We start from the raw sequence: 22,777 nt of genomic DNA, 5'->3' as shown, positions 1-22,777 counted from the left end.
GCGGCGTTCCTAAAACTCGCCGACACTTCTGCAGCCGAGCCCCTCAAGCGTCGGCTCAGCTCGACCTTGCGCACGGGAGAGGCGCGGTCCTGTGGCGTCGGGGTCATGACGCTTCCTCGTCCGATGCCATGCGGCCGGCTCCCTCGGGCCACAGGACCTCGACATCTATGCCGCTGGTGCGGGCGAAGGCCACGAGATGGGCTGTGGAGTCCCGGCTGGTGGAGGGGGAGCCGTCCCACACGGCCAGGAGCCGGGCGCAGGAGCCCAGCACGCTTTCGTCCGCACCGACGCAGGCATCGCGGTCGGACGGGTCGTACTCCAGCAGCCGCACCTGTTCGGAGAGCAGCAACAGCTCGCCGGCCGCCCTGCGGTCGCACGACTCCAGCACCTCGGGCACGCCGTTCCTGGAGGGCAGCACGGTCACCAGCGCCACCCCCGCGGCGCGAGCGGCCCTGCCGAAGGCGACGGGCAGCCCCCGCCCGGCACGTACCAGCCCAGCTCTGCCCGCCCGGGCGAACTCGGACAGCCGCCAGTAGAGCTCTTCCTCCAGCATCGCCAGCGTGGGTGCGGTGAGGTCGGGATGTCCCACAACAGCGATCACTTCAGGCAGTCCTTTCTCCGCGCCGAACCCGCCCAGGTGCGGTTCCGCAGCCTCCGGCCGGTCGAGTGTGTATCGGTGGTGGCGGCTGTCCAATTGAAGAAGTCTTCAATCTGGCCCGGGCATGGTCCCCTGGCCGCCCTGTCCAGCCGCCCATAGGAGGGGCAGTCGATCTTCCCTGACTGCAAGGGAGACGGTCCATGGGCCGGCGGGGTCGACACCAGGGCTGATGGGCCCTTGGCCCAGACCGCGCACGCCGTCGCCGGGTCACCTGTGCGCGTGTTGACCCAAGTAGAAGAGCAGCCACACGAAGCCGGCGAACAGATGCGTGCCGAAGATGTAGAAGCCCGCCCGGATCGCGACGCCGCGCTCGATTCGCCACTCCCTGTCTTTGGTCTTCGGCTGTTTGCCCGTGGACTGCCCGGATGCCTGGTCGGTCACCGTGTCGTCTCCCTGCTCTTTTGTGATGTCCACTGCTGCCCGTGGCCCTGCGAGGGCACGCTGAACCGCACGAGGATGACCTTGCCGTCGTGGTCGACGCCGGGCTCCGCGCTGACGTCGCCGTTGTAGTCGGCGGCCAGCTCGGCCACCATCCGCAGCCCCGCGCCCATCCCCTCGGCGCTGAGATCCGGCAGCTGTGGCTCGGCGTCGGCGACTCTGACGACCAGATGCCCGGCCCCGACCGTGATCCCCACGTCCACCACCGGCGAGCGAGGGGCATGCCGCAGCACATTCACGACCAGCTCGCTGGTCACCAGCAGCACCGCATCCGCGAACGCGGAGCCCGGCGCGACGCCTGCGGCGGGAAGGTGTTCGGCGACCGACTCGCGGGCCCGCCGCACCGCCTGGGGCTCCAGCCTGAATGAGGCGATGTGCCGCTGCGCCGCGGGCCGCACATGTTCGTGAGCCGCAGCCGGTCTGCCGCCCCGCCACGGCATGCGAAATCCTCCGCTGCCGGTCAACGGGTCACTTCCGTCGCGCGCAGTTCGTCGAGCATGTCCTGGCGTCCGGTCAGCAGCGTGGCCAGGATCCGCCGCGCCGCGGCGAGGAGCTCGGCCACGTCACCCCCGGCCAGCTCGTACACCACCGTCGAACCGGTGCGCGTCGCCGTCACGATGCCCGAGCGGCGCAGCACGGCCAGTTGCTGCGACAGACTCGACGGCTCGACCTCGATGTCGGCGAGCAGCTCGCGCACCGGTTTCGGACCGTCCTGCAAGAGCTCCAGCACCCGTATGCGCACCGGGTGGCCGAGCATTCGGAAGAACTCGGCCTTTGCCTCATACAGCGGAATCGGCATCCCGATCACCCCTCGTCCACCCCGGTCGCCTCGACGTCCAGTCCGTGCCGTCGCGCCAGCCGCACCGCGTCGTCCAGTTCGTCCTCGGCCACCGCCACCTCGTATGCATCCCCGGCACTCACGGCAGCCGCCAGACCTGCCCGAGCCGCGCGTACCCGCGCCAGCAGCGCGTCGGCGACTTCGTTCACTGAGACCTCCGGGCAGCAGATCATGTAGAGACAACGGCAACTAACCAATTGAAGAACTCTTCAATTGTAGGGCCGGTGTCGCCCACGACAGACACTGCCAACGCTCTGGCTTTCGGCCGCCCGTCGCCGGAATTGTCACGGATGGGCCAGAAGCTGCGCACAGAGGCAGAACTCGCGCAGCTCCGTCGCGCTGGCGGAGGAAGTGGGGAACGTTTCCGTGCTGCAGCGACTGCTGATACAGATGGTCCGTCAGTTCCTAGGCCCGTAGCGCCACCGACCCCAGTCGGCTGACAGGCCCGGTCTCCGCCTCGTGAGGCAGCCGCGCAAGCTGAGTCGCTCAACTCTGGATCTTGCTGGCTGACCTCGATAACTCCTGGTCGCCGAGGGAGAGACCAGGGGCCTTCTGTCATGACAGTAGGTGACCGGCGCCAGGATGCGGCGCTCACCGGCGGCTGCGACCGTAAGGGGCATGGGGGTAGCCCATGCGGGCGAGACGGAAGGGGAAGCAACCATGATGACGGCGCACCCTCCGCTCCTGCGCGAGCTGGTCGAACGATGCGTCTAAGGGCACGCCGTCGGCTCGCAGGCGCGGGAAACGCCTCTCGGTGGCCGAGGGCGGTCGGCATTCGGAAGCGCACCTTGCTCGGGAATACGTCGTTGCAGGAGCACACAGAATCAGGGTTCGGTGGCGGCTGCACAGCGCCGATGTGGGTGGCGTCCGCGTGGTCCGGCAGTTGTGGTTGTGTGCGGGGCACTACAGATGGCCGGTGTGGTCACCGCCGGCTGGTGGCGATGTAGGTGCCGTGCCAGGTGTGGTCCCAGACCTGGCCGGTGGAGGCGTTGACCGACAGCATCCCGGTGATCTTCCCGGACTGCATGGTGTGCAGGGTGTAGTAGCCGGGGTCGGACTCCGGGGTGCCTGCGGTCAGCGTGGTGCCATGGTCGCGGAGCCACTGCCGGGCGATGTCCTGGGCCTGCGCGGCCGACACCCGGGCCTGGTTCCGGCCGCCGTAGTGCATGCCGTAGGCGGTGTTCCACATCATCGCGGGCCCGTACTCGATCTGTACGGCGCCGTCGGCCGGGTTGACCAGGACTTCGGTGGCCGTCCGGCCACTCGTGGTCTCCACCTCGGCGTAGAAGTCACGGGAGAACTGCATGACCTCGCCGACCCGCAGGCCGAGGCGGTCGGCGAACACCGTCGCCCGCTGGCGGGCCTGGCCGAGGGTCTGCACCCGGTGGTTGCCCGCCAGCCACCAGTCGCCCATCATGTTGCTGCCCATCATGCCGGGGCTCCATGACCCCGAGCTGCCGCCCATCATGCCGGAGTTCCGGCCGCTCCACATGTCCGGTCCCCATCCGCTGGTCGGGCCCGTGGTCGGGGCGCTGCTCGCCCCGGGGGCGGGAGTGGTGGGCGCGCGACTGGCCGACGCGGTGGGGGTGCGGCTGGCGGTTCTGGCGTTGCCGGAGGTGGTACCGGTCGTATCGCAGGCACCGATGGCCACGGTGCCCGCCAGGGCCAGAGCCGCGACAGCGGCGGCCCGTGCACGCCTACGGGTCATGATCCTCACCTCTGCGGCCGGTGATCCCGTCCGCGACCGCCGCAACGCGGTCGCCCGCTGGGCTGGTCTTGTGGCCAGCCTCCTGCCACGCGGACGGCCCGTCCCAGGGCCGTCCGGCCCCTGCCTGTCGGCGACCGGTCCCACCGAGGCGCTGATCACAGGCCCTGACAGGGGCCTGCCTCGGCCGTCGGCTTACACAGGACGGCTTCCGGTGCGGGGTGGCGGGGTGGGGCTGACCCGCCGAGGCTCTGCGGGGCGGCAGCCGTATTCCTCGCTGCGCCGCCCCTTGATGCCCTCACGGACGGCGAGGTCGGTGACGAGGAAGGGCCGAACCGAGTAGGCGCTCGGCACGGCCCTGCAGCGGCAGGGGGCCGGTGCCAGGCCCGGCCCCCGCACGGTCTGCTCAGCCCTTGCCGAGCATCTTGTTCATCTGCGTGATCTCGGCGTTCTGCGTGGTGATGATGCTGTCGGCCAGGGAGGTGGCGGCGCCGTACTTGCCCTTGTTCTTCTCGGTGGTGGCCATCTCGACGGCGCCCTTGTGGTGCTCGATCATCATGGTCAGGAACATGGTGTCGAACTCCTTGCCGGACAGCTTCTTCAGCCCGGCCATGTGGGCGCCGCTCATCATGCCGGGCATGCCGGACTGGCCCATGCCGGGCATGGAGGACATGGAGCTGCCGGACATCGGCATGTCCTTGCCCCAGGACTTCAGCCAGCCGGACATGGTCGTGATCTCCGGGTCCTGTGCCTTCTCGATCCGTGCGGCGAGCTCCTTGACCTGGGCGGATGAGGCCCGGTCGGCGGCGAGCCGCGCCATCTGAACGGCCTGCTGGTGGTGCGGGATCATGCCCTGGGCGAAGGCGACGTCCTCCGCGTTGTACGTGTCGGCGGTGGTGTCGGCACCCGTAGAGGACGACGCGGATGTGCCGGAAGACGCTGCGCTGCCGCTGTCGTTGCTGCCGCCGCAGGCGCTGAGGACGAGCGCGGCTGTCGCGGTGGCCGCGATCAGCGCGGCGCGGCGGGTGAGGGTGCGGGGGGTTGCGGACATGTTCGAACTCCTGCGGTGAGAAGAGGGATTCCGGGCGTGCGCGAGCACCGCGCCGGTGGACGGCGCGGTGTGCCGGCAGGCTCTAGATCCGCAGGAGTTGGAGTTCGGCCAGAGAAGGTGGCGCGCGGGTGCCGTCCGGAGCTGCGGCCGGGTGCGGGCACGCGACGTCGGCCTGCCCGGCGAAGGCGACCGGATCGGGTGCGGGCGTGGGCAGTTCCGGCCCGCCGCCGACGGCCGCCGACACACAGGTCGAGTCGGCGTGCTGGACGAGGCATCCGCCGCAACGGTCGCCGGAGCAGTCACCGTCGTCCATCGCAACGGGAGTTGCCAGGGGACGGTGGTGGACGCGATCCGGGGCGAGGCCGCCCGGTGCCAGGGCGTGCATGCCCAACAGCCCCGCGAGCAGCCCCAGTACGAGCAGCAACTGCCACCGCAGCACGGGCGGTCGCGCGAGGCGCTGCTCGGGACTGGTCACAGGGCTTGTCCTGGGTCGGGGGTGGCAAGTGGCTCGTGATGGATACGGGGGTGGCGTTGCTCGCGTTCATCACGGCCGCAACGGTTTCTGGGTTACGTCGTCATCGGCTGGGGTCGGCCCTGCACCGCCCTGGTCGGACCGAGCGGCGCGGGCAAGAGCACCCTCCTGCGCCTGCTCAACCGCCTCGAAGAACCCACGACCGGAACCGTCACCTTCCAGGGCCGCCCCCTCCCCGCCTGGAACGTCCTCACCCTGCGCCGCCACGTGACCCTCGTCGGCCAGCAGCCCGTCCTGCTCACCGACACCGTCCTGGACGACCTGCGCGTCGGCCGTCCCGACCTCGACCGCCACGAAGCAGCCGCTCTCCTCGACCGTGCCCACCTGCCCGCCGCCTACCTCGACCGCTCCACCACGAACCTCTCCGGAGGCGAGGCCCAACGCGTCTGCCTGGCCAGAGCCCTGGCCGTCACCCCCGGGGCGCTGCTTCTGGACGAACCCACCTCCGCCCTCGACGCCGTCAGCACCGCGGCCGTCGAGGATGCCGTACGCGAACTGGTCACCGACGGCCTGACCGTGGTCCTGGTCAGCCACAACATCGCCCAGGCCCGCCGCGTCTCCGACCACGTACTCGTCCTCGACGAGGGCCGCCTCGTCGACCAGGGCCAGGCCCACCGGGTCGCCTACCTGAAGGAGTCCGCGTGAACCCCGCCGTCCCCACGTGGGCGGGCGTCGCCGCCTCCGCCGCGCTCATCGCCCTCACCATCGCCGTGGCCTGGCACGGACGCCTCCACCTGGCCCGAGACGTCGCCGTCGCCGCCGCCCGCGCGGCACTTCAACTCGCCGCGGTCGGCGCCCTGTTGCTGCTGGCCTTCCGCCACACAGGGCTGGCGGGTGCCATCGGCTGGCTCGCCCTCATGGTCCTCATCGCAGGCCAGGTCGCCGCCCGTCGCACCCGGGACCTGCCCAAAGCCCTCCCCACCGCGACCGCCGCGATCACCGTCGGCACGGCGGCGACCATGGGCACCCTGCTCGCACTGGGCGTGATCGCCACCCAGGCCCGCGTGGTCATCCCCGTCGGCGGCATGGTCGTCTCCGGCGCCATGCAGGCCACCGCCCTCGCCCTCACCCGCCTCCACGACGAGGTCCGTGCCGCCCGCCCCGCCATCGAAGCCCGCCTCAGCCTCGGCCTCTCCGCCGCCGACGCCTTCGCCCCGCACCAGCGCACCATCGTCCGCACGGCCCTGATCCCAGCCCTAGACTCCACCAAAACCGTCGGCATCATCAGCCTGCCCGGCGCCATGACCGGCCTCATCCTCGCCGGAGTCGACCCCTTCACCGCGATCCGCTACCAGATCGTCGTGATGTACATGCTGCTCGCCGCCGCGGCACTGGCCGCGCTCCTCGCCGTACGCCTCGCCGAACGCGCCCTGTTCGACGAGGCGCACCGCCTGCGGCCGCTCGCCGAACGACCTGCGAGCCGACGGCGATGAACGGCCGCGGTGCAGTCCACCAACGCACCGGTGGTAGAGCTTGCAGAGCCGAGCCGTGGCCTCCCTCTCAAAGAAGCCCTGGTGTTGCACCTCATGGCCGAGCCCGAAGCCGGTCGCCCGCGGGGATGCACACGACGCCTCCGGCTGGCACGCCAGGCCTTGGCCGAACTCGACGAGGCCATCCTCGACTCACGTGCCCGGGTTTGCGGGTCAACTGGTCTTGTGGCCCCACTGCGGCCCGACCAGGGTCCATTCCCTGTCCCACTGCTGGATGCGCCGACGGTCGAGGCACCACCGCCCGGCGCTCCCGATCCCGAACACCACGCCGCTCAGGGCGAGGGCGGCGGAGGTTCCAAGGAGTCCGGCCTCGACGGCTGCCTTGGCGGGCGTCGGCGGCTGCGTACTCAGTTTCCCTTGCGTGTCGGTCCAGATCCTGACCGTGGAGCCGGCGTTCCTTCCGGTGGTCAAGAGCGTCATGCCGCTGTGCGTGGTGCCGTCCGAGGTTGTCCAGCGGACCCTTGCCAAGGCCAGGTCCCTGTCTGTCCCCGAGGCCGCGGTGCGCGGGACATCATCAAGGAGAACGGCGCGAGTGGGGATCTGTTCGGCCCGCTGCTGGGTGAAGACCTGGTTGGCTGCATGGGCCGTCACCAGACCGGCCACCGTGCCGCCCACAGCGAAGAGCACCCACATGGCCAGCACGAGCCATGCCTCGAGGACGTCGTCGCGTCGCCGAATGGGGTTGTTTCGCCACCGCCACAGCGGCGCCTTCGTCCGCCTGCGCTTGCTGTTTGCGGGCCTGTCCTCGCGCATCTCTCCGCACCTCCTCCGTCACACAGACGAAGGTGACAGCCGCAGCACTTTCATGACTTGGGCCGATCAGGCGGGAGGGGAGGGCCGATCGGGCCAAGTCCATGCTGGTGCACGACCGTTCGGCACAGAGCACGCAAGCGTCGTCGAGACGCCGTAGTTCTCTGCCCGTGCGCAGTGGTCGGGCGTGCCCTGAACGGGCCTGGCAAGGAGACCATCGGCCCCTCACCGTTCTGCTGTGGTGCTCTCACGCTCGTAGGACACGCGTAACTGTCCGACTTCGTACGGGAGGAGGCCATCATGCGAACCGTGCCGCTCGATGCTGCGATCCTGGAGTCCTGCATCTCGGCTGCCGTGGCCGCTCCCTCGATGTACAACACCCAGCCGTGGCGCTTCCTGCTCGACCCTGAGACCGTCGCGCTGGAGGTTCGCGCCGCGCCTGAGCGCGGCCTGCGCCATGCCGATCCTGTGGGTCGGGCGCTGCATCTGTCTGTCGGTGCCGCTGTCTTCAACCTCCGCGCCGCGACGGCCCACTTCGGCTGGGCACCCGTCGTACGCCTGCTGCCGGATCCCGAGGACCCGGGCGTGCCGGCCACCCTGCGACTGTCCGGATCGGCCCAGCGGCAGACCGCAGGGCACCGTCCCGATCTCCACCCGATGATCTGGCGCAGGCACAGCAGCAGGTTCCCCTTCACCGGCAGTCCGCTTCCGCACGGCATTCGAGTCGCTGCCTGTGGTAGCCCTGCTGACCACCGGGCACGACCGTCGCAGCGACTGGCTGCGCGCCGGGCAGGCGCTGGAGCACGTGCTGTTGGTGGCCACGGCGCACGGTGTGCGTTCCTCCCTGCTGCACCAGCCGATGGAGTGGCCCGGCCTGCGCCACGACCTGAGCCCCGTACCGGACCGCACCCGGCATGCGCAGATTTTGATCCGCCTCGGGTACGGACCTGAGGGCCCGACCACTCCGCGACGTGCATCAGATCAGGCGGGATGGCGCTGAATGGCCGGGCCGCCTGAGTGGCCGTGATCCTGGGGATACGGTCACCCCGACGGCCTGGCGCTGGGCCTTCATCTCCCTGTGGTCTGCGGACTGCTCGCCTACGGTCTTGTCAGCCTGTTGCGGCGGCGAGGATCCCGCCAGGCGCAGCAGTCAGAGCTTCGGGCAGACGGTCGTAGATCTCGAACACGCCCTTCAGCCCCGCACCGCTCAGTACGCGAAGGAACCGATTGCTGTCCGTGATGAGACGTAGCCGGCCGTGTTGTTCCATGGCTCTGTTCCGCGCCCGGCAGAGCACCCCCAGCCCGGCGCAGTCGATGAAGGACACGGCGCGAAGGTCCACCATGAGGTCGTGGAGGACGGCCGTCACATCGTCCAGGCGCGCCCCGAGGGACGGCGCCGTGAGGATGTCGATCTCACCGTGCAGCTCCACGACGGTCGTCCCGTCGACGGCATGCTCGGTGTGGCGGGGTGCGGACATGACGAGGGTTTCGACCATGGTCGGATGAAATCCGGGCCGACGGGCGTGCCGGAAGGGCCGTACGGCCCGCCTTCGGCGGCGTGTTTCCTCGGCCGCTCTCCGGTCCGCACGGGACCCGTGGCCCTCACCCGTAGCCGCCGGCGGGCTCAGCATGGACTGTGATCCCCTTCACCGGGCGAAAGGCGGGGCTGACTCATGTACGCGAACGATGGTGTCCGCGAACTCGGTCGTCACGAGTGCCTGCGCCTGCTGGCGACGGCTCCCATCGGCCGTATCGTCTACACGCGCCAGGCGCTGCCCGCAGTCGTGCCGGTCAACTTCGGCCTGGACGCGGACGGAGCGGTGCTACTGCGGACCTCGGCGACCTCCGAGCTGGTCCGCGCGGTCGACGGCGCGGTCGTCGCCTTCGAGGCGGACGCGGCCGACGTGGAGACGCACTGCGGTTGGAGCGTCGTCCTCACCGGCCGGGCCGAGATCGTGAGGGATCCGGCCGAGGCGGCCCGCCTGGAACTGATCGGCCCGCGCTCCTGGGCTCCCTCCCCCGAAGAGGTCTTCGTGCGCATCGAGTCTGAACTGGTCACCGGCCGTGAACTCGTCGCCGGCCGCACGATGTATGGCCTGTACCTCTCCGCCTGACCGCTGGGCATCACCGCCCGCGACCTGGACCGAAAGGCCCAACGGCGCGGGGCCGGACGGCGCGGCGACGGGTTCCCGCAGGCCCTGCCCCGAGCAGGGGCACACGAGGAGCATCGTCAGCGGAGCCGCCCACGGAACCGTTCGTGTGCGGTGTCGCGAAACGATGCGGAGGCAGTGATGACCGTGGCAACCCGTCCAGACGTGGACGCTCCCGCCGATGCCTGGCGTGGCTTCGGCGGCCGGCACTGGCGCGACCGGATCGACGTACGCGACTTCATCCAGGCCAACTACACGCCGTACGAAGGCGGCCCGGAGTTCCTTACCGGTCCGACCGAGCGCACGCTCGCCGTGTGGCACAAGGTCAGCGCGCTGTTCCCCGAGGAGCGGCGCAAGGGCATCCTCGACGTGGACACCGCCACCCCCTCGACGATCACCTCGCACGCCCCCGGCTACATCGACCGGGACCGTGAACTGATCGTCGGCCTGCAGACCGACGCCCCGCTCAAGCGCGCGATCATGCCGAACGGCGGTCTCCGGATGGTCGAGAACGGCCTCAGGGCGTACGGATACGAGCCCGACCCCTTCGTGACCAAGGTCTTCGGCACCTACCGCAAGACCCACAACGACGGCGTCTTCGACGTCTACACCCCGGAGATGCGCGCCGCCCGCAAGGCCGGCGTCATCACCGGACTGCCCGACGCCTACGGACGAGGCCGGATCATCGGCGACTACCGGCGCGTGGCGCTGTACGGCACAGACCGTCTGATCGAGGCCAAGCGGGAGGAGCGTGCCCTGCTCGACGCCTGCGCGTCCTCCACCGAGGTCATCCGTGACCGGGAGGAACTCGCCGAGCAGATGCGGGCGTTGGGTGAGCTGACGCGGATGGCGGCGGCATACGGCTGTGACGTCTCCCGTCCCGCCGCCACCGCCCATGAGGCCGTCCAGTGGCTCTACCTCGGCTATCTGGCCGCCGTGAAGGAACAGAACGGCGCCGCGATGTCCCTGGGCCGCACCTCCACCTTCCTCGACGTCTACCTCCAGCGGGACCTGACGGACGGGTCCATCGACGAGACCCGCGCCCAGGAACTCATCGACGACTTCGTGATCAAGCTGAGGATCGTGCGGTTCCTGCGCACCCCCGAGTACGACGCCCTCTTCTCCGGAGACCCGACCTGGGTGACGGAGTCCATCGGCGGCATGGGCGCCGACGGACGCACCCTGGTCACCCGCACCTCCTTCCGCTTCCTGCAGACCCTCTACAACCTCGGCCCCGCCCCCGAACCCAACCTGACCGTGCTCTGGTCGCCCCGGCTGCCCGACGCCTTCAAGGAGTTCTGCGCCCGGGTCTCCATCGACACCAGCGCCGTCCAGTACGAGTCCGACGACCTGCTGTGCCCCCGGACCGGAGACGACACCGCCATCGCCTGCTGCGTGTCCGCCATGGCGGTCGGGAAACAGATGCAGTTCTTCGGCGCACGGGTCAATCTCGCCAAGGCGCTGCTCTACGCGGTCAACGGCGGCCGCGACGAGATGACCGGCGAACAGGTCGCGCCCGCGGCGCCCCCGCTGACCGGTGAGCACCTGGACTACGACGAGCTGTCGGCGGCCTACGACCACGTCCTGGACTGGCTGGCCCGGACCTACGTCAACGCGCTCAACGTCATCCACTACATGCACGACAAGTACGCCTACGAACGCCTGGAGATGGCGCTGCACGACTACCCCGTGCACCGCTTCATGGCCTGTGGGATCGCCGGTCTGTCGGTGGCCGCGGACAGCCTGTCCGCCGTGAAGTACGCGCGGGTGAAGGTGTTCCGGGACGCCAGCGGACTCGCCGTCGACTTCCGAACCGAGGGCGACTTCCCGGCGTACGGCAACAACGACGACCGCGCCGACAGCATCGCCGTCGATCTGGTGGAGTCCTTCATGGCCAAGGTGCGCCAATATCCCACCTACCGCGGTGCCGAGCACACCCAGTCGGTCTTGACGATCACCTCGAACGTCGTCTACGGCAAGCACACAGGTAACACCCCCGACGGCCGACGTGCTGGACAGCCCTTCGCACCCGGCGCCAACCCCATGAACGGCCGGGACCGGCACGGAGTCGTCGCATCGGCCCTGTCGGTGGCGAAGCTGCCGTACGAGCAGGCATGCGACGGCATCTCTCTGACCACGACCATCACGCCCGAGGGGCTCGGCCACAATCCCACGGAGCGCGCCGTCAACCTGGTCGGCATCCTCGACGGGTACATGACCTTCGGTGGTTTCCACATGAACGTCAACGTCCTGAACCGGGCGACGCTCGAGGACGCCATGGAACACCCCGAGAAGTACCCCGAGCTGACGATCCGGGTCTCCGGGTACGCCGTCAACTTCGTCCGCCTCACGCGCGAGCAGCAGCTCGACGTGATCAGCCGCACCTTCCACGGGGCGCTGTGAACGTCACGACGGCACCGGCGGTGACCGGTCGGGTGCACTCCTGGGACCTGTCCACTGGTGTGGACGGCCCCGGGACCCGGTTCGTCCTGTTCGTCAGCGGCTGCCCGCTGCGCTGCCTGTACTGCGCCAACCCCGACACCTGGCACATGCGCGACGGCCGGGAGGCGACGGTCGACGAGGTGATGGCGGAGATCGAGAAGTACCGGGGGTTCGTCACCACGGCGGGCGGCGGGGTGACCGTCACCGGCGGGGAGCCGCTGCTCCAGGCCGCCTTCACCGGCGAAATCCTGCGCCGCTGCAAGGAGGCCGGACTGCACACGGCGCTGGACACCTCCGGCTTCCTGGGCGCGCGTGCCTCCGACGAACTCCTCGCCGACACCGACCTGGTGCTGCTGGACATCAAGTCGTTCGACGCCACCGCCCACCGCAAGCTCACGGGTGCCCGTCTGGCCCCCACGCTCGGCTTCGCCACTCGCTTGGACCGGCTGGGAGTCCCCGTGTACATCCGCTACGTCCTCGTCCCCGGCTGGACCGACGACCCGTCCGCTGTGGACGGCCTCGGCGCTTTTCTGGCCGGGCTGCGCAACGTCGACCGGGTCGACGTCCTGCCCTTCCACAAGCTCGGCGCCCACAAGTACGACGCGCTGGGTATCGACTTCCCGCTGCGCGACACGCCCGGGCCCGATCCGGAGCTGACGGAACGGGTGCGGGAACAGTTCCGGGAGCACGGACTGCGGGCGTTGTGAGCCGGCAGGCTTTCTTCGCATGTTCACCCCGGGGTGGGCCAGACGGCCTGCGCACAGGGACCTGAGACCTCTCCCTTCTCAAGTGCCCCGCCTCAAGACTGAGTTCGTGACCTTGAAGGAGGCCGAGATGCCTCGTCCACGCCCTTGGGCGGCAACCGTCCAGGTACGCGTCCCAGGGCGGAGTACCTCAGCCGCCCTTGAGCCCGGAGGAGGAGAGGGGTTTGGCGGACCGCATGCTTCGCGAGGCCGAGGCGACGATCGCGCTGCGCCACCCCGGCCTGCGGATCACCACCGACCGTCTCGTTGAGGAGCCCGTCCCCGCCCTGCTCGCTGCGGCCGAGGAAGCTGACCTGCTGGTGCTGGGCTCTCGCGGCCTGGGTGGCGTAGCGGGGTTCCTGGTCGGGTCGGTCGCCCAAGCGGTCGTGGCCGGCAGCCGACGGCCTGTCGTCCTCGTCCGGGGCGCCCTGCGCCCCGAGGACGAACACCAGCCCGGCCCCTCCGGGGCAGGGGCCGTACCGTTCCGCGACCTCCTGGGCCTCAACTCTCGGCTCCGAACGACACTGTGATCGGATTCGCCTTCGAAGCCGCCTCGCAGCGCGCGGCGACGCTGCGCGTGGTCCGCGGCCGGAGTCGGCGCGGCCGAGCCCTTTTCCGACTGGACCACCATCAGACGGGGTCGCACTCCTGGTCTGCCGTGAGCCGGACCGCGGTGATCAGATCGGGGTGGATACGCACTGCATAGTCCATAGTGTGATTGACCCAGGGAGTGAGCAGCTCCTGGTAGCGGGCCAGCTCGTCAGGGTCGGTCACCAGGTGGGCGTAGCCGGTGACCACGACGCTCCAGCCGAGGTGGGTGTCCGGGGCTATGGAGTCGGCCTCGTATGCCACCACGACGCCTCGGCCGTCGGCCTGCCCTGCGTGTGCGGTCAGGGCGGCGCCCTCGTGGGTGCGAATGATGATGTCACCGCGGTCCAGGACGTGATTGACCGGGCGGACGGTCGGCAGCGCGTGACGAGTGAAGACGATCCTGCCGAGGGAGACGCTGCCCAGCAGTCGCAGGGCTTCGTCACTGTCCAGCTCGGTACTCCGGCGCGGTCCGGCAGGGAGGGACTGAGCGGCGTTGATGGTCATGGGCGGCTTCCGTGCGGGTTCGTTGCTCACTGCTGTGTGCCTTCGGCAGAGGCGGCGGCGAGGCGACTGCACCGCCTGTCGCCGCGGTCGTGGCCGGTGCGCCGGTACCGCATGTGCGACGACCCTCCACGACATGAGTGACTGCCTGTCCGTGGAACCCGGTTGGGAACCACGGCCAGGCGTGATCAGATCATTGGAACGCCACCGGAACTCCTCACGCCAGGGCCGTTCGTCCCTTGTCCGCGTCGCGTCGGCCCTGCGCGCGCCAGGAGTAGGCAGTACGCATGATCTCCTGCATGTCGTCGAGCATCGGCATGCGCGGGTTCGCCGGCGCGCACTGGTCCTCATAGGCGTTCATCGCCTGTTGCGGCAGCGCGTCCAGGAACGCGCGCTCATCGACGCCGAGGGCCTGGAACGACGGCTCGATGCCCACGGCGTCGCGCAGCCGCTCCACCGCGTCGGCCAGCGACTCCACGCCCTCCTGAGCGGTGGACGCAGGAAGGCCGAGGCTTCGGGCGATGTCCTGGAAGCGTTCCGGGGCACGGTAGTTCTCGTACTTGGGCCAGCCTGTGAGCTTCGCCGGGACGGTGCCGTTGTAGCGGATCACGTGGGGCAGCAGGACCGCGTTGGTGCGGCCGTGTGCGATGTGGAAGGTGGCGCCCAGCGTGTGCGACATGGCGTGGACGATGCCGAGGAAGGCGTTGCCGAAGGCCATGCCGGCGATCGTGCCGGCGTTGTGCATCTTCTCCCGCGCCTCAGGACGACCGCTGCGGTCGTTCACCGCCGCCTCGATGTTGTCGAAGATCAGCCGGATCGCGTGGAGGGCCAAACCGTCGGTGAAGTCGTTGGCGTAGACGGACACATACGCCTCGATCGCGTGGGTGAGCGCGTCGAAGCCGCTGTCGGCCGCCAGCGCCGGGGGCAGGTCCGCGGTCAGCAGCGGGTCGACGATGGCCACGCTCGGGGTGAGCGCGTAGTCGGCGAGCGGATACTTCTTGCCGGTGGCCGGGTCGGAGATCACTGCGAAGGGCGTGACTTCCGCGCCGGTGCCGGACGTGGTGGGCACACACACCAGCCGGGCCCGCGTGCCGAGGACCGGGAAGCGGAAGGCGCGCTTGCGGATGTCGGAGAACTTCTGCCGCATGTCGGCGAAGTCGATGTCCGGGTGCTCGTACAGCAGCCACATCACCTTGGCCGCGTCCATGGGCGAGCCGCCGCCGAGCGCGATGATGGTGTCCGGCCGGAAGTCCCGCATGAGCTGGGCGCCGCGCTGCACGGAGTCGATGCTCGGCTCCGGCTCGACGTTGTCCATGATCTGGAGAGTGACCGGCTCATGGCGGCGCTGCAGGACACGGCTGACGCGGTCGACGAAGCCGAGGCGGGTCATGGTGGCGTCGGTGACAACAGTGACGCGGTGGACGTCCGGCATGGAGGACAGGTAGCGCAGGGACTGCGGCTCGAAGTAGATCTTCGGCGGGACCTTGAACCACTGCAGATTGTTGCGGCGCGCGCTGACCCGCTTGATGTTCAGCAGCTGGGCGGCGGAGACGTTGTTGGACACTGAGGTGTGGCCCCAGGAGCCGCAGCCCAGGGTGAGCGACGGCAGCAGGCTGTTGTAGATGCCGCCGATGGCACCCTGCGCCGAGGGGGCGTTGACGATGATCCGTACGGTCTTCATGCGCCGGCCGTACGCCTCCGCCAGCAACGGGTCCTCGGTGTGGATGACGGCGGTGTGGCCTCGGCCGTGGAAGGCGACCATGTCGGCGGCGAGGTCGAAGCCCTGCTGCTCGGAGCCGGCGCGCAGCACGGCGAGCACCGGGCAGAGCTTCTCGCGGGTCAGCGGTTCGTCCGGGCCCACCCCGTCGGCCTCGACCAGGATCAGTGAGGTGTCGACCGGGACGGTGAAGCCGGCCTGTTCGGCGATCCATGCCGGGCTCTGGCCGACGCCATCGGCGTTGACCTTGGGCTCGCAGCCCGCGGTGGCGCGGCCGGTCGGGAACAGGAAGGCTTCCAGCTTGGCCTTCTCCTCGGCGGTCGCCAGGTGGGCGTGCAGAGTGCGGAACTCGGCGAGGGCCGCGTCGTAGATCTCGTCGTCCAGGATGACGGCCTGTTCGGAGGCGCAGATCATGCCGTTGTCGAATGACTTGGACAGCACCAGGTCGTTGACGGCCCGGCGCAGTTTCGCGCTCTTGTGCACGTACGCCGGGACGTTGCCCGCACCGACCCCCAGTGCGGGCTTGCCCGCCGAGTAGGCGGCCCGGACCATCGCGTTGCCGCCGGTGGCGAGGATCAGCGAGATGCCCGGGTGGCGCATCAGGATGCCGGTCGCCTCCACCGACGGGGTCTCGATCCACTGCACGCAGTGCTCCGGAGCACCGGCGGCGACGGCCGCGTCCCGTATGATCCGGGCCGCCTCCGCGCTGCACCGCTGGGCCGAGGGATGGAAGGCGAACACGATCGGGTTGCGCGTCTTCAGCGCCATCAGGGCCTTGAAGACGGTGGTGGAGGTCGGGTTCGTGACGGGTGCGATCGCGCAGACCACGCCGACCGGCTCGGCCACCTCGATCATGTCCTCGATGTCGTCGCGGGCGATGACACCGACGGTCCTCATCGGACCCATACTGTGTGTGACGTGCTCGCAGGCGAACATGTTCTTGGCCGCCTTGTCCTCGAAGACCCCGCGCCCGGTCTCCTCCACGGCGAGACGGGCCAGCGTCGTGTGCTGGTCCAGGGCGGCGACCGACGCCTTCTTGACGATGTGATCGACCTGATCCTGGGTGAGGGAGTCGTAGTCGGCGAGTGCCTTGAGCCCGTTCGTGACCAGTCGATCCACGGCGATGGCGATGTCGGACGGCGCGTCGGCAGTTGCCGTTGCCTGGGTTCCGGCCTCATGACGGGTCATTGGGGAGCGCCTCCGTTGACGAGAGCCGTCGGGGGTGGCCGACGGTGTGCGGACGTGAGCGGCACCGCGGGGGATCGGTGCCGCTCACGCCTTCACTCTCGTCCTGACTGATCACCGCTCCCAGGTGCCGATGGTCCCTTCCGGGGGCTGACCGGCACCGGACCGGCCAGGCCGGAGTTCCCTCGCCGAGGTGCACGAATCACCTGTAGGCGAAGGAGATTGACCGCCTCGCGGCGGAGAATCACGAAAGGCTTTGTTCCCGGCCGTTGTCGGCGCGACCGCCGCGCCACGGAGGAGGAGTCGCCGACCTGCGAGCCTCCTCCTTGCGGTGGAGAACACGGTTCATCTGGCTGCGCAACCGGTCCTGAAGCCGGTCCGCGAGTTCGTGTGCCGTCGCCTCCTGAGCGTGCACGACCACGTGGGTGTTCCCCACGATGAACTCGGCGCCGGCGGTCCAGGGCCTTTCGGTGTGGTGCGCCACCGCCTTGGCGACCCTCACCGCACCGCTTGCGACTGAAAGCCCGGGCCGGCCGAGGACCGCGTTGACCTTCTCCCGGACGTATGCGACTGCTTCCTCACTCACGTCGCCCTCTACGCGCACCTCTACGGCGTCGGCGCCGGTCGCCTGGGTGCCGGTGTCCTTGGCAGTCATGTTCTCCGCTCCTTCTGATCGTTTCGCAGCGGCTCCAGACTTCAGCGAGTACGGGTCCTGGCCCAGGGCTCTCAGGCCTCTGTAGTGGGGCCACAGGACCTTCACCCTGTGGGATGGCGTGAAGAGGATTCGGGCAGCGCAGTCGCACCGTCCGGCTTCCGCCGCGCGCAGGGTTATGGGTCTTGAGCGCGGAGGAGTTCGGCCGTTTCACCCTTCGGCGGCAGCGGTAGGTCATGGCCGCGGGACACGGTGGGTGGACAACAGGGCCGACCGGCCCTGGCCCTTCGGCCCGGATACGAGAAAGGATCTCGGTACGGAGGGCCGATTCCGTCCACGAGCGGACATCGGTGCACAACGCAGAAACAGGGAGCAGATTGATGGCGGACAGCGAGCAGTCCGGCGCCGACAACCCGATCCGGGTCTTTCTGCTGGACGACCACGAGGTCGTACGGCGCGGGGTGCGCGACCTGCTGAACGACGAGCCGGACATCGACGTGATCGGCGAGGCCGGCACGATGGAGCAGGCGCTGGTGCGGGTTCCAGCGGTGCGCCCGCAGGTGGCGGTGCTCGACGTCCGCCTGCCCGACGGCGACGGCGTGACCGTGTGCCGGGAACTCCGCTCACGCATGCCCGAACTCGCCTGCCTCATGCTGACCTCCTTCGACGACGAGGAGGCCCTGCTCGACTCGATCATGGCGGGCGCATCCGGATACGTCCTGAAGCAGATCCAGGGCTCGGACCTGGTGTCCGCCGTACGCACCGTGGCAGCCGGCCAGTCCCTCCTCGACGCAAGTGCCACCACCCAGCTGATGGCCCGGTTGCGTGGTGGCCAGAAGGAGGAAGAGCAGCCGGACGGACTGCAAGGCCTGACGGAGCGGGAGCGGGAGATCCTGGCCCTGATCGGCGAAGGACTGACCAACCGACAGATCGGCCAGCGGCTCTACCTTGCCGAGAAGACGGTGAAGAACCACATCTCCCGTCTGCTGGCCAAGCTCGGCGTGGAGCGCCGCATCCAGGCCGCCGTCATCGCCACCCAGGCCCAAGACCGGAAGCGGCAGGAAGGGCACTGAACCGGGGACTGACGGGTTATGCGTACGAACGAATCGCCGGGCGCCTCCGGCACACTGCGTCGAGATTGGCCTGGAAGCCGGTGGCAGCCCGTCCACCAACCTCGAGATCGGTAGTTGGCGTCATCTCTCCATGTATGGGGCGGGTTGTAGAGTCGCGCCTTCGGCGCGCCAGCCGTACGACGGGGCCTCGCAGAGAGCTTGTTGGTGTTACCTGAACCGCCGCCTCCCTTACTGATCGTTTCAGAGTGAGTTGCGCTGCTGGTCCTGTGTTCGGAGATCTTGGTCGGCGGGGTATCCGGGATGCGTGCTCCCGACCTGGGGCTCCAGGGCTGGCGCCGACAGCGGCGGCCACAATGAGCACGGGACCGGTTTGACGGCTTGGGGGAATGGGATGCTGACTGGGATCGTGATCGACGCACTGGATGTCGTGCGTATGGACCGCTTCTGGTTGGATGCGACGCGGGGCCAGACGGGCGGCCTGCAACTGCGGGTCGTGCCGACCGCGAAGCCGAAGATGGCGCACAAGAACCGACTCCATCTCGACCTGGCCGGGGGGCCCGACTGGGAGGCCGAGGTGGCGCGCCTGCTCACACTCGGTGCGACGCAGGTCGACATTGGCCAGGGGGACGTCCCATGGGACGTGCTGGCCGACCCGGAGGGCAACGAGTTTTGCGTGCTGCGTCCTGGTCACCCCGGTGTGCTTGCCGACTCCGGCCTCGTCGCGATCTGCCTCGACGTGGCGGAGGAGGACCGCTACGCACAGTGGGCCTTCTGGCAGTACCAGGCCGACTGGCACGCGGTCGAGTCCCACGACTGGGGTGTCCGGTTGCGCCAGAGTCCCGCCAGTACGGTCTCGCTGGTGATGGGGCCGCCGGCGGCGCCGAAGGAAGCGCGGAACAGGCTGCGGTTGGAGGTCACCCAACGCGACTGGGAACCCGGCGAGTTCCTCGACGCCGGCGGGAACGAGTTCCACGTCACGGGGTAACCCTCCGCTTTCCAGGGCCTGTTGTACTGATCAATCAGAATGAGTTGCGCTGCTCGCCGCCGTCCGCAGGAGTGGCGGTTGACTGTGCCGCGGCTTCGGAGCGCGTCAGCTCGAACTCCACGTCGACCACGCCCTCGACGGCACGGACCAGACGGGCGGCTACCGGAACCAGGGATGTGTTCCGGGCGTGGCCGATGAGTTTCACGACGCCGTTGCCTACTTCCACTCGCACAGCTGACACCGGCTCAGGGAAGAGGTTCGCCACGACCTCTCGCCGTACCTCCTCAGCGATGTCCTCATCCTCCCGCAGGAAGACCTTGAGCAGGTCCGCGCGGCTGACGATGCCCTGCAGCATGCCAACGTCGTCGACGACGGGCAGGCGCTTGACCTTGGTGTGTGCCATGGTTCGTGCGGCCTGGGCGAGTGTGGCGTCCCCGCGGACGGTGAGGGCGGGGGAGGTCATGAGGTCCTCGGCGGTGAGGCCGCCGGCCTTGGCCAGGTCGTCCAGACGGTGCAGCTGTGTGTCCCGGTCGGGGTCGCTGTCGCGGAACTCCTCCTTGGGCAGCAGGTCGGCCTCGGAGACGACGCCGACCACGCGACCCTCACCTTCGAGGACGGGCAGGGCGCTGACCTTCCAGTCCTGCATGAGCTGCACGATCTCCTTGAAGGCGGCCCGGCGGCCGACGGCGGCGACCGTGTGGGACATGACGTCGCTGACGATGTGCGGGCTACTGGGCATGGTGACTCCTTCGTCGGGGGCCCGCTCACACGGCGCTGCCGGCGCCGTAGGGGGCGTAGAGGTCCAGCAGCCGGGTCCTCGTGGCGCGGAGGCGGTGGGCCAGTACGTCGCCGGCCCCACGGGGTGACGGCATGGCCGAGTGCCGGGTCGTCCTGGCAGAGGGAGCGCACGGCCGTGGCGTCGAACTCGTAGGCCCGTACCGGTGTCGCCGCTGTGGCGCCCAGGTGCCACACGTGTGGCGCGAACAGCCAGGACAGGCCGACGAGTTCGTTGTGGCCGAGGGTTTCGATGATGGCGCGGCGTCGGCCGGGTACGTGGGTGTCGAGTTCGATGGAGCCGGTGCGGATGATCCAGAACCGGTCCGCGTGCGCACCTTCGTTGAAGATGCGCGCCCCCTGCGGGAAGGACACCTCCCGTGCGAGACACATGAGCCGTTGCCGGTGCTGGGTGGGCAGCGCGCGCAGCATGCTCGGGGTGTTCATGGCCGGTCTCCCGGTCGCCGTGTACGGACGGATACCTCCAGCGTGTGGCGCCTGCTCGGCCCGGGCGAGGGGCCATCAGGTCTGGAGCAGGGCCATTCGGCCCCGATGCAGATCGCAGTGAAGACGGCCGCCGCCCCCGTGCCGACGGGGGCGGCGGCCGTGGCGCGAGGATCGTGCCTCCCCAACACGAGACTCGCGCGGAAGCCCTTGCGGCTCTTGGGGCGTGCGGGAGAACGACCCCGTCTCGAACGAGCCGTAGGGACATGGCACCGTCGACCGGTCGACACGCCGTGTCGCGGGCCCGGCCGCAGCTCCTGCCCTCGATTGTCGGGCCCGACACAGTGCTGACGATGGGGCTGGGTGGACCATTCCGTGGACCGAACGACCCGTGTCCTGTGCCCAAGCGCAACGGGAAGGGGACGAGTTGGGCTGGCCAGGTCCACAGCGGCGGGACCATCGGGGTCGCTCGTGGGCCGTGTGGCCACTGACTGCGTCCGGCCGAGGGGCAGAAAGATCAGTCGCGGATGGACTCACCCACACCGGTCGTAAGGAGCCTCAGTCATGCCCAGAACCACAGGAGGCGGAAAGGGGACGACGCCCACGACGTCGCTCGGTCTTCCCGCCGCCTCCGCGCTCGTGATCGGCAGCATCATCGGCACCGGAGTCTTCGCGCTGCCTTCCGCCCTCGCCCCATACGGGCCGATCTCCCTCGTCGCGTTCGTCGCCGTGACGCTCGGCGCGCTCGCGCTGGCGATGACCTTCGGTGCTCTGTCGAAGCGGGTTCCGGACAGTGGCGGCCCATATGTGTACGCCCGCGAGGCCTTCGGTGAGTTCGCCGGGTTCCTCAACGCGTGGTCGTACTGGATCACGGCCTGGGCCGGCAACGCGGCCATCGTGGTGGCCTGGGTCGGCTATGTCGAGGTGTTCGTGAACACGGGGCACCACAAGTGGGTCTCGGTGCTTCTCGCACTGGTCGGGCTGTGGATTCCGGCCGCGATCAACCTCACCGGTGTCCGGAACATGGGCGCGTTCCAGGTGATCACGACCGTGCTGAAGTTCGTCCCGCTGGTCTTCATGGCCACTGTCGGGTTGCTGTTCATCGACGCCCACAACTTCGGCCCGTTCAACGCCAGCGGCCAGTCGGCGCTGGGCGCGATCTCGGCCGCGGGCGCCATCGCCCTGTTCAGCTACCTCGGCCTGGAAGCGGCCTCGATCGTCGCCGGCCGGGTCCGCGAACCCGGGCGCAACGTCCCGCGCGCCACCGTCTACGGGACGCTCATCTGCGCCGTCATCTACATCCTCGGCACCCTCGCCGTCTTCGGCACCGTCTCCCACGGCAAGCTGGGCGCATCCACCGCGCCCTTCACCGACGCCGCGAACAACATCTTCGGCGGCAGCTGGGCCGGCGACACCGTCGCCGTCGCGGCGATCATCTCCGGCATCGGCGCCCTCAACGGCTGGACCATGCTGTGCGCGGAGATGCCGTACGCGGCCGCCCGCGACGGGCTCTTCCCGAGGGCCTTCGCGCGGCTGCGTGGCGAGGGCGGCGTTCCCGCCTTCGGCATCGTCGCCTCGACGGTGCTGGCCTCGCTGATCACCGCGTTCAGCTACACGCGCTTCGACGACGTCTTCACCAAGATCGTGCTGCTCAGCGTGCTGACCGCCGTGATCCCGTACCTCTTCTCCGCCGCCGCCCAGCTGTACTGGCTGCTGGTGCGCGGCCGGGACAGCCTCAGCCCTCGCAGGCTCGCCCGTGACATCGCCGTCGCCGGGCTCGCCCTTGCCTTCTCGTACTGGTCGATCCAGGGGAGCGGTTACCAGACCGTCTACTACGGCCTGTTCGTCCTGCTGCTCGGTGTGCCGGTGTACGTCTGGCTGAAGCGGGGCCAGGACACGTTCGGCGAGGCCGCGGCGCCCGAGACCGCGACGCTCCCGGTCCAGCAGGAGCGGGCACCTGAAACTCCCCCGCCGCCCCAGCGGCTCTCCCGGGGGCTCCGTACCAGCCGCATCGGCGGGTCCCGGAAGCGGAACGACCTCCGCAACCACGACTGACCG

23 protein-coding genes and 2 pseudogenes are annotated in these 22,777 nt (G+C 69.4%); 10 read left to right on the top strand and 15 right to left on the bottom strand.

Translation table 11 applies throughout. The annotated features are described in order from the left end of the window. Positions 1–103: 103 nt before the first annotated feature. From ACFY1U_RS45850 to ACFY1U_RS45815, 8 genes are all read right to left on the bottom strand, one after another. On the bottom strand, positions 104–601 hold the full coding sequence (locus ACFY1U_RS45850; protein ID WP_390700018.1) for a hypothetical protein: 498 nt from the start codon (positions 599–601) through the stop codon (positions 104–106). 264 nt (positions 602–865) lie between these two features. After that, positions 866–1,039, bottom strand: a complete 174-nt coding sequence (locus tag ACFY1U_RS45845; protein WP_390700017.1) for a DUF6126 family protein — start codon at positions 1,037–1,039, stop codon at positions 866–868. After that, positions 1,036–1,536, bottom strand: coding sequence for an ATP-binding protein (locus tag ACFY1U_RS45840; RefSeq protein WP_390700016.1), 501 nt, complete (start codon positions 1,534–1,536; stop codon positions 1,036–1,038). The genes ACFY1U_RS45845 and ACFY1U_RS45840 overlap by 4 nt, the downstream gene beginning before the upstream one ends. Before the next feature lie 20 nt (positions 1,537–1,556). Next, positions 1,557–1,895, bottom strand: coding sequence for an ArsR/SmtB family transcription factor (locus tag ACFY1U_RS45835; protein WP_390700015.1), 339 nt, complete (start codon positions 1,893–1,895; stop codon positions 1,557–1,559). Positions 1,896–1,900: 5 nt separating this feature from the next. Beyond that, complete coding sequence (locus ACFY1U_RS45830; protein ID WP_390700014.1) at positions 1,901–2,083, bottom strand: hypothetical protein; 183 nt, start codon at positions 2,081–2,083, stop codon at positions 1,901–1,903. A 773-nt stretch (positions 2,084–2,856) separates the two neighbouring features. Then, positions 2,857–3,642, bottom strand: a complete 786-nt coding sequence (locus tag ACFY1U_RS45825; protein WP_390700013.1) for a hypothetical protein — start codon at positions 3,640–3,642, stop codon at positions 2,857–2,859. A gap of 403 nt (positions 3,643–4,045) precedes the next feature. Beyond that, on the bottom strand, positions 4,046–4,690 hold the full coding sequence (locus ACFY1U_RS45820; protein WP_390700012.1) for a DUF305 domain-containing protein: 645 nt from the start codon (positions 4,688–4,690) through the stop codon (positions 4,046–4,048). An 82-nt stretch (positions 4,691–4,772) separates the two neighbouring features. Further along, the gene (locus tag ACFY1U_RS45815) at positions 4,773–5,165 is read right to left on the bottom strand and encodes a DUF6153 family protein (RefSeq protein WP_390700011.1); all 393 of its coding nucleotides are present in this window, start codon (positions 5,163–5,165) and stop codon (positions 4,773–4,775) included. Positions 5,166–5,207: 42 nt separating this feature from the next. On the opposite strand from ACFY1U_RS45815, the gene ACFY1U_RS45810 reads away from it, so the two are divergent. Then, positions 5,208–5,867, top strand: a complete 660-nt coding sequence (locus ACFY1U_RS45810) for an ATP-binding cassette domain-containing protein (protein WP_390700044.1) — start codon at positions 5,208–5,210, stop codon at positions 5,865–5,867. Next, positions 5,864–6,655, top strand: a complete 792-nt coding sequence (locus ACFY1U_RS45805; protein ID WP_390700010.1) for an ABC transporter permease — start codon at positions 5,864–5,866, stop codon at positions 6,653–6,655. The genes ACFY1U_RS45810 and ACFY1U_RS45805 overlap by 4 nt, the downstream gene beginning before the upstream one ends. Before the next feature lie 210 nt (positions 6,656–6,865). Here ACFY1U_RS45805 and ACFY1U_RS45800 read toward each other — a convergent pair whose 3' ends face one another. After that, positions 6,866–7,465, bottom strand: coding sequence for a hypothetical protein (locus tag ACFY1U_RS45800; protein WP_390700009.1), 600 nt, complete (start codon positions 7,463–7,465; stop codon positions 6,866–6,868). Positions 7,466–7,762: 297 nt separating this feature from the next. Here ACFY1U_RS45800 and ACFY1U_RS45795 point away from each other — a divergent pair. Beyond that, positions 7,763–8,462 (top strand): annotated as a pseudogene (locus tag ACFY1U_RS45795) (hypothetical protein). A gap of 109 nt (positions 8,463–8,571) precedes the next feature. Here the strand turns inward: ACFY1U_RS45795 and ACFY1U_RS45790 are convergent. Continuing rightward, the gene (locus ACFY1U_RS45790; protein ID WP_390700008.1) at positions 8,572–8,958 is read right to left on the bottom strand and encodes an STAS domain-containing protein; all 387 of its coding nucleotides are present in this window, start codon (positions 8,956–8,958) and stop codon (positions 8,572–8,574) included. 177 nt (positions 8,959–9,135) lie between these two features. Here ACFY1U_RS45790 and ACFY1U_RS45785 point away from each other — a divergent pair, with 177 nt between their 5' ends. From ACFY1U_RS45785 to ACFY1U_RS45770, 4 genes are all read left to right on the top strand, one after another. Next, entirely contained in the window at positions 9,136–9,576 is a 441-nt protein-coding gene (locus tag ACFY1U_RS45785) for a pyridoxamine 5'-phosphate oxidase family protein (RefSeq protein ID WP_390700007.1), read from the top strand. Positions 9,577–9,753: 177 nt separating this feature from the next. Further along, positions 9,754–12,015, top strand: a complete 2,262-nt coding sequence (gene pflB / locus ACFY1U_RS45780; RefSeq protein ID WP_390700006.1) for a formate C-acetyltransferase — start codon at positions 9,754–9,756, stop codon at positions 12,013–12,015. Continuing rightward, positions 12,012–12,761, top strand: a complete 750-nt coding sequence (pflA, locus tag ACFY1U_RS45775) for a pyruvate formate-lyase-activating protein (protein WP_390700005.1) — start codon at positions 12,012–12,014, stop codon at positions 12,759–12,761. Before pflB ends, pflA begins: the two co-directional genes overlap by 4 nt. Before the next feature lie 221 nt (positions 12,762–12,982). Further along, positions 12,983–13,327, top strand: a complete 345-nt coding sequence (locus ACFY1U_RS45770) for a universal stress protein (protein ID WP_390700004.1) — start codon at positions 12,983–12,985, stop codon at positions 13,325–13,327. A 100-nt stretch (positions 13,328–13,427) separates the two neighbouring features. On the opposite strand, the gene ACFY1U_RS45765 is transcribed toward ACFY1U_RS45770, so the two are convergent. The 3 genes from ACFY1U_RS45765 to ACFY1U_RS45755 all read right to left on the bottom strand — a co-directional run bounded on the left by ACFY1U_RS45765 (position 13,428) and on the right by ACFY1U_RS45755 (position 17,446). Next, entirely contained in the window at positions 13,428–13,892 is a 465-nt protein-coding gene (locus ACFY1U_RS45765) for a pyridoxamine 5'-phosphate oxidase family protein (RefSeq protein WP_390700003.1), read from the bottom strand. Positions 13,893–14,106: 214 nt separating this feature from the next. Beyond that, positions 14,107–16,794 (bottom strand): bifunctional acetaldehyde-CoA/alcohol dehydrogenase, encoded by a 2,688-nt coding sequence (gene adhE, locus ACFY1U_RS45760; RefSeq protein WP_390700002.1) that lies wholly within the window; start codon positions 16,792–16,794, stop codon positions 14,107–14,109. A 241-nt stretch (positions 16,795–17,035) separates the two neighbouring features. Continuing rightward, positions 17,036–17,446: a hypothetical protein gene (locus ACFY1U_RS45755; RefSeq protein ID WP_390700001.1), complete on the bottom strand. Its 411-nt coding sequence runs from the start codon at positions 17,444–17,446 to the stop codon at positions 17,036–17,038. 377 nt (positions 17,447–17,823) lie between these two features. On the opposite strand from ACFY1U_RS45755, the gene ACFY1U_RS45750 reads away from it, so the two are divergent. Both ACFY1U_RS45750 and ACFY1U_RS45745 read left to right on the top strand, forming a co-directional pair. Then, positions 17,824–18,516, top strand: coding sequence for a response regulator (locus ACFY1U_RS45750; protein WP_390700000.1), 693 nt, complete (start codon positions 17,824–17,826; stop codon positions 18,514–18,516). Positions 18,517–18,922: 406 nt separating this feature from the next. After that, positions 18,923–19,501, top strand: coding sequence for a VOC family protein (locus ACFY1U_RS45745; protein ID WP_390699999.1), 579 nt, complete (start codon positions 18,923–18,925; stop codon positions 19,499–19,501). A 34-nt stretch (positions 19,502–19,535) separates the two neighbouring features. Here the strand turns inward: ACFY1U_RS45745 and ACFY1U_RS45740 are convergent, their stop codons facing one another. Together ACFY1U_RS45740 and ACFY1U_RS45735 are read right to left on the bottom strand one after the other, a co-directional pair. Then, a complete protein-coding gene (locus ACFY1U_RS45740) occupies positions 19,536–20,240 on the bottom strand; it encodes a CBS domain-containing protein (RefSeq protein ID WP_390699998.1) in 705 nt (234 codons plus the stop codon). 25 nt (positions 20,241–20,265) lie between these two features. Further along, a pseudogene (locus ACFY1U_RS45735) lies at positions 20,266–20,722 on the bottom strand (Crp/Fnr family transcriptional regulator). A 561-nt stretch (positions 20,723–21,283) separates the two neighbouring features. Between ACFY1U_RS45735 and ACFY1U_RS45730 the strand changes: the two are divergent. Further along, the gene (locus tag ACFY1U_RS45730) at positions 21,284–22,774 is read left to right on the top strand and encodes an APC family permease (protein ID WP_390699997.1); all 1,491 of its coding nucleotides are present in this window, start codon (positions 21,284–21,286) and stop codon (positions 22,772–22,774) included. Positions 22,775–22,777: the final 3 nt, after the last annotated feature.

The sequence above is a fragment of the Streptomyces sp. NPDC001351 genome (genome assembly GCF_042896045.1).
Classification (GTDB): Bacteria; Actinomycetota; Actinomycetes; order Streptomycetales; family Streptomycetaceae; genus Streptomyces.
This window is presented reverse-complemented; position numbering and strand designations above follow the sequence as displayed.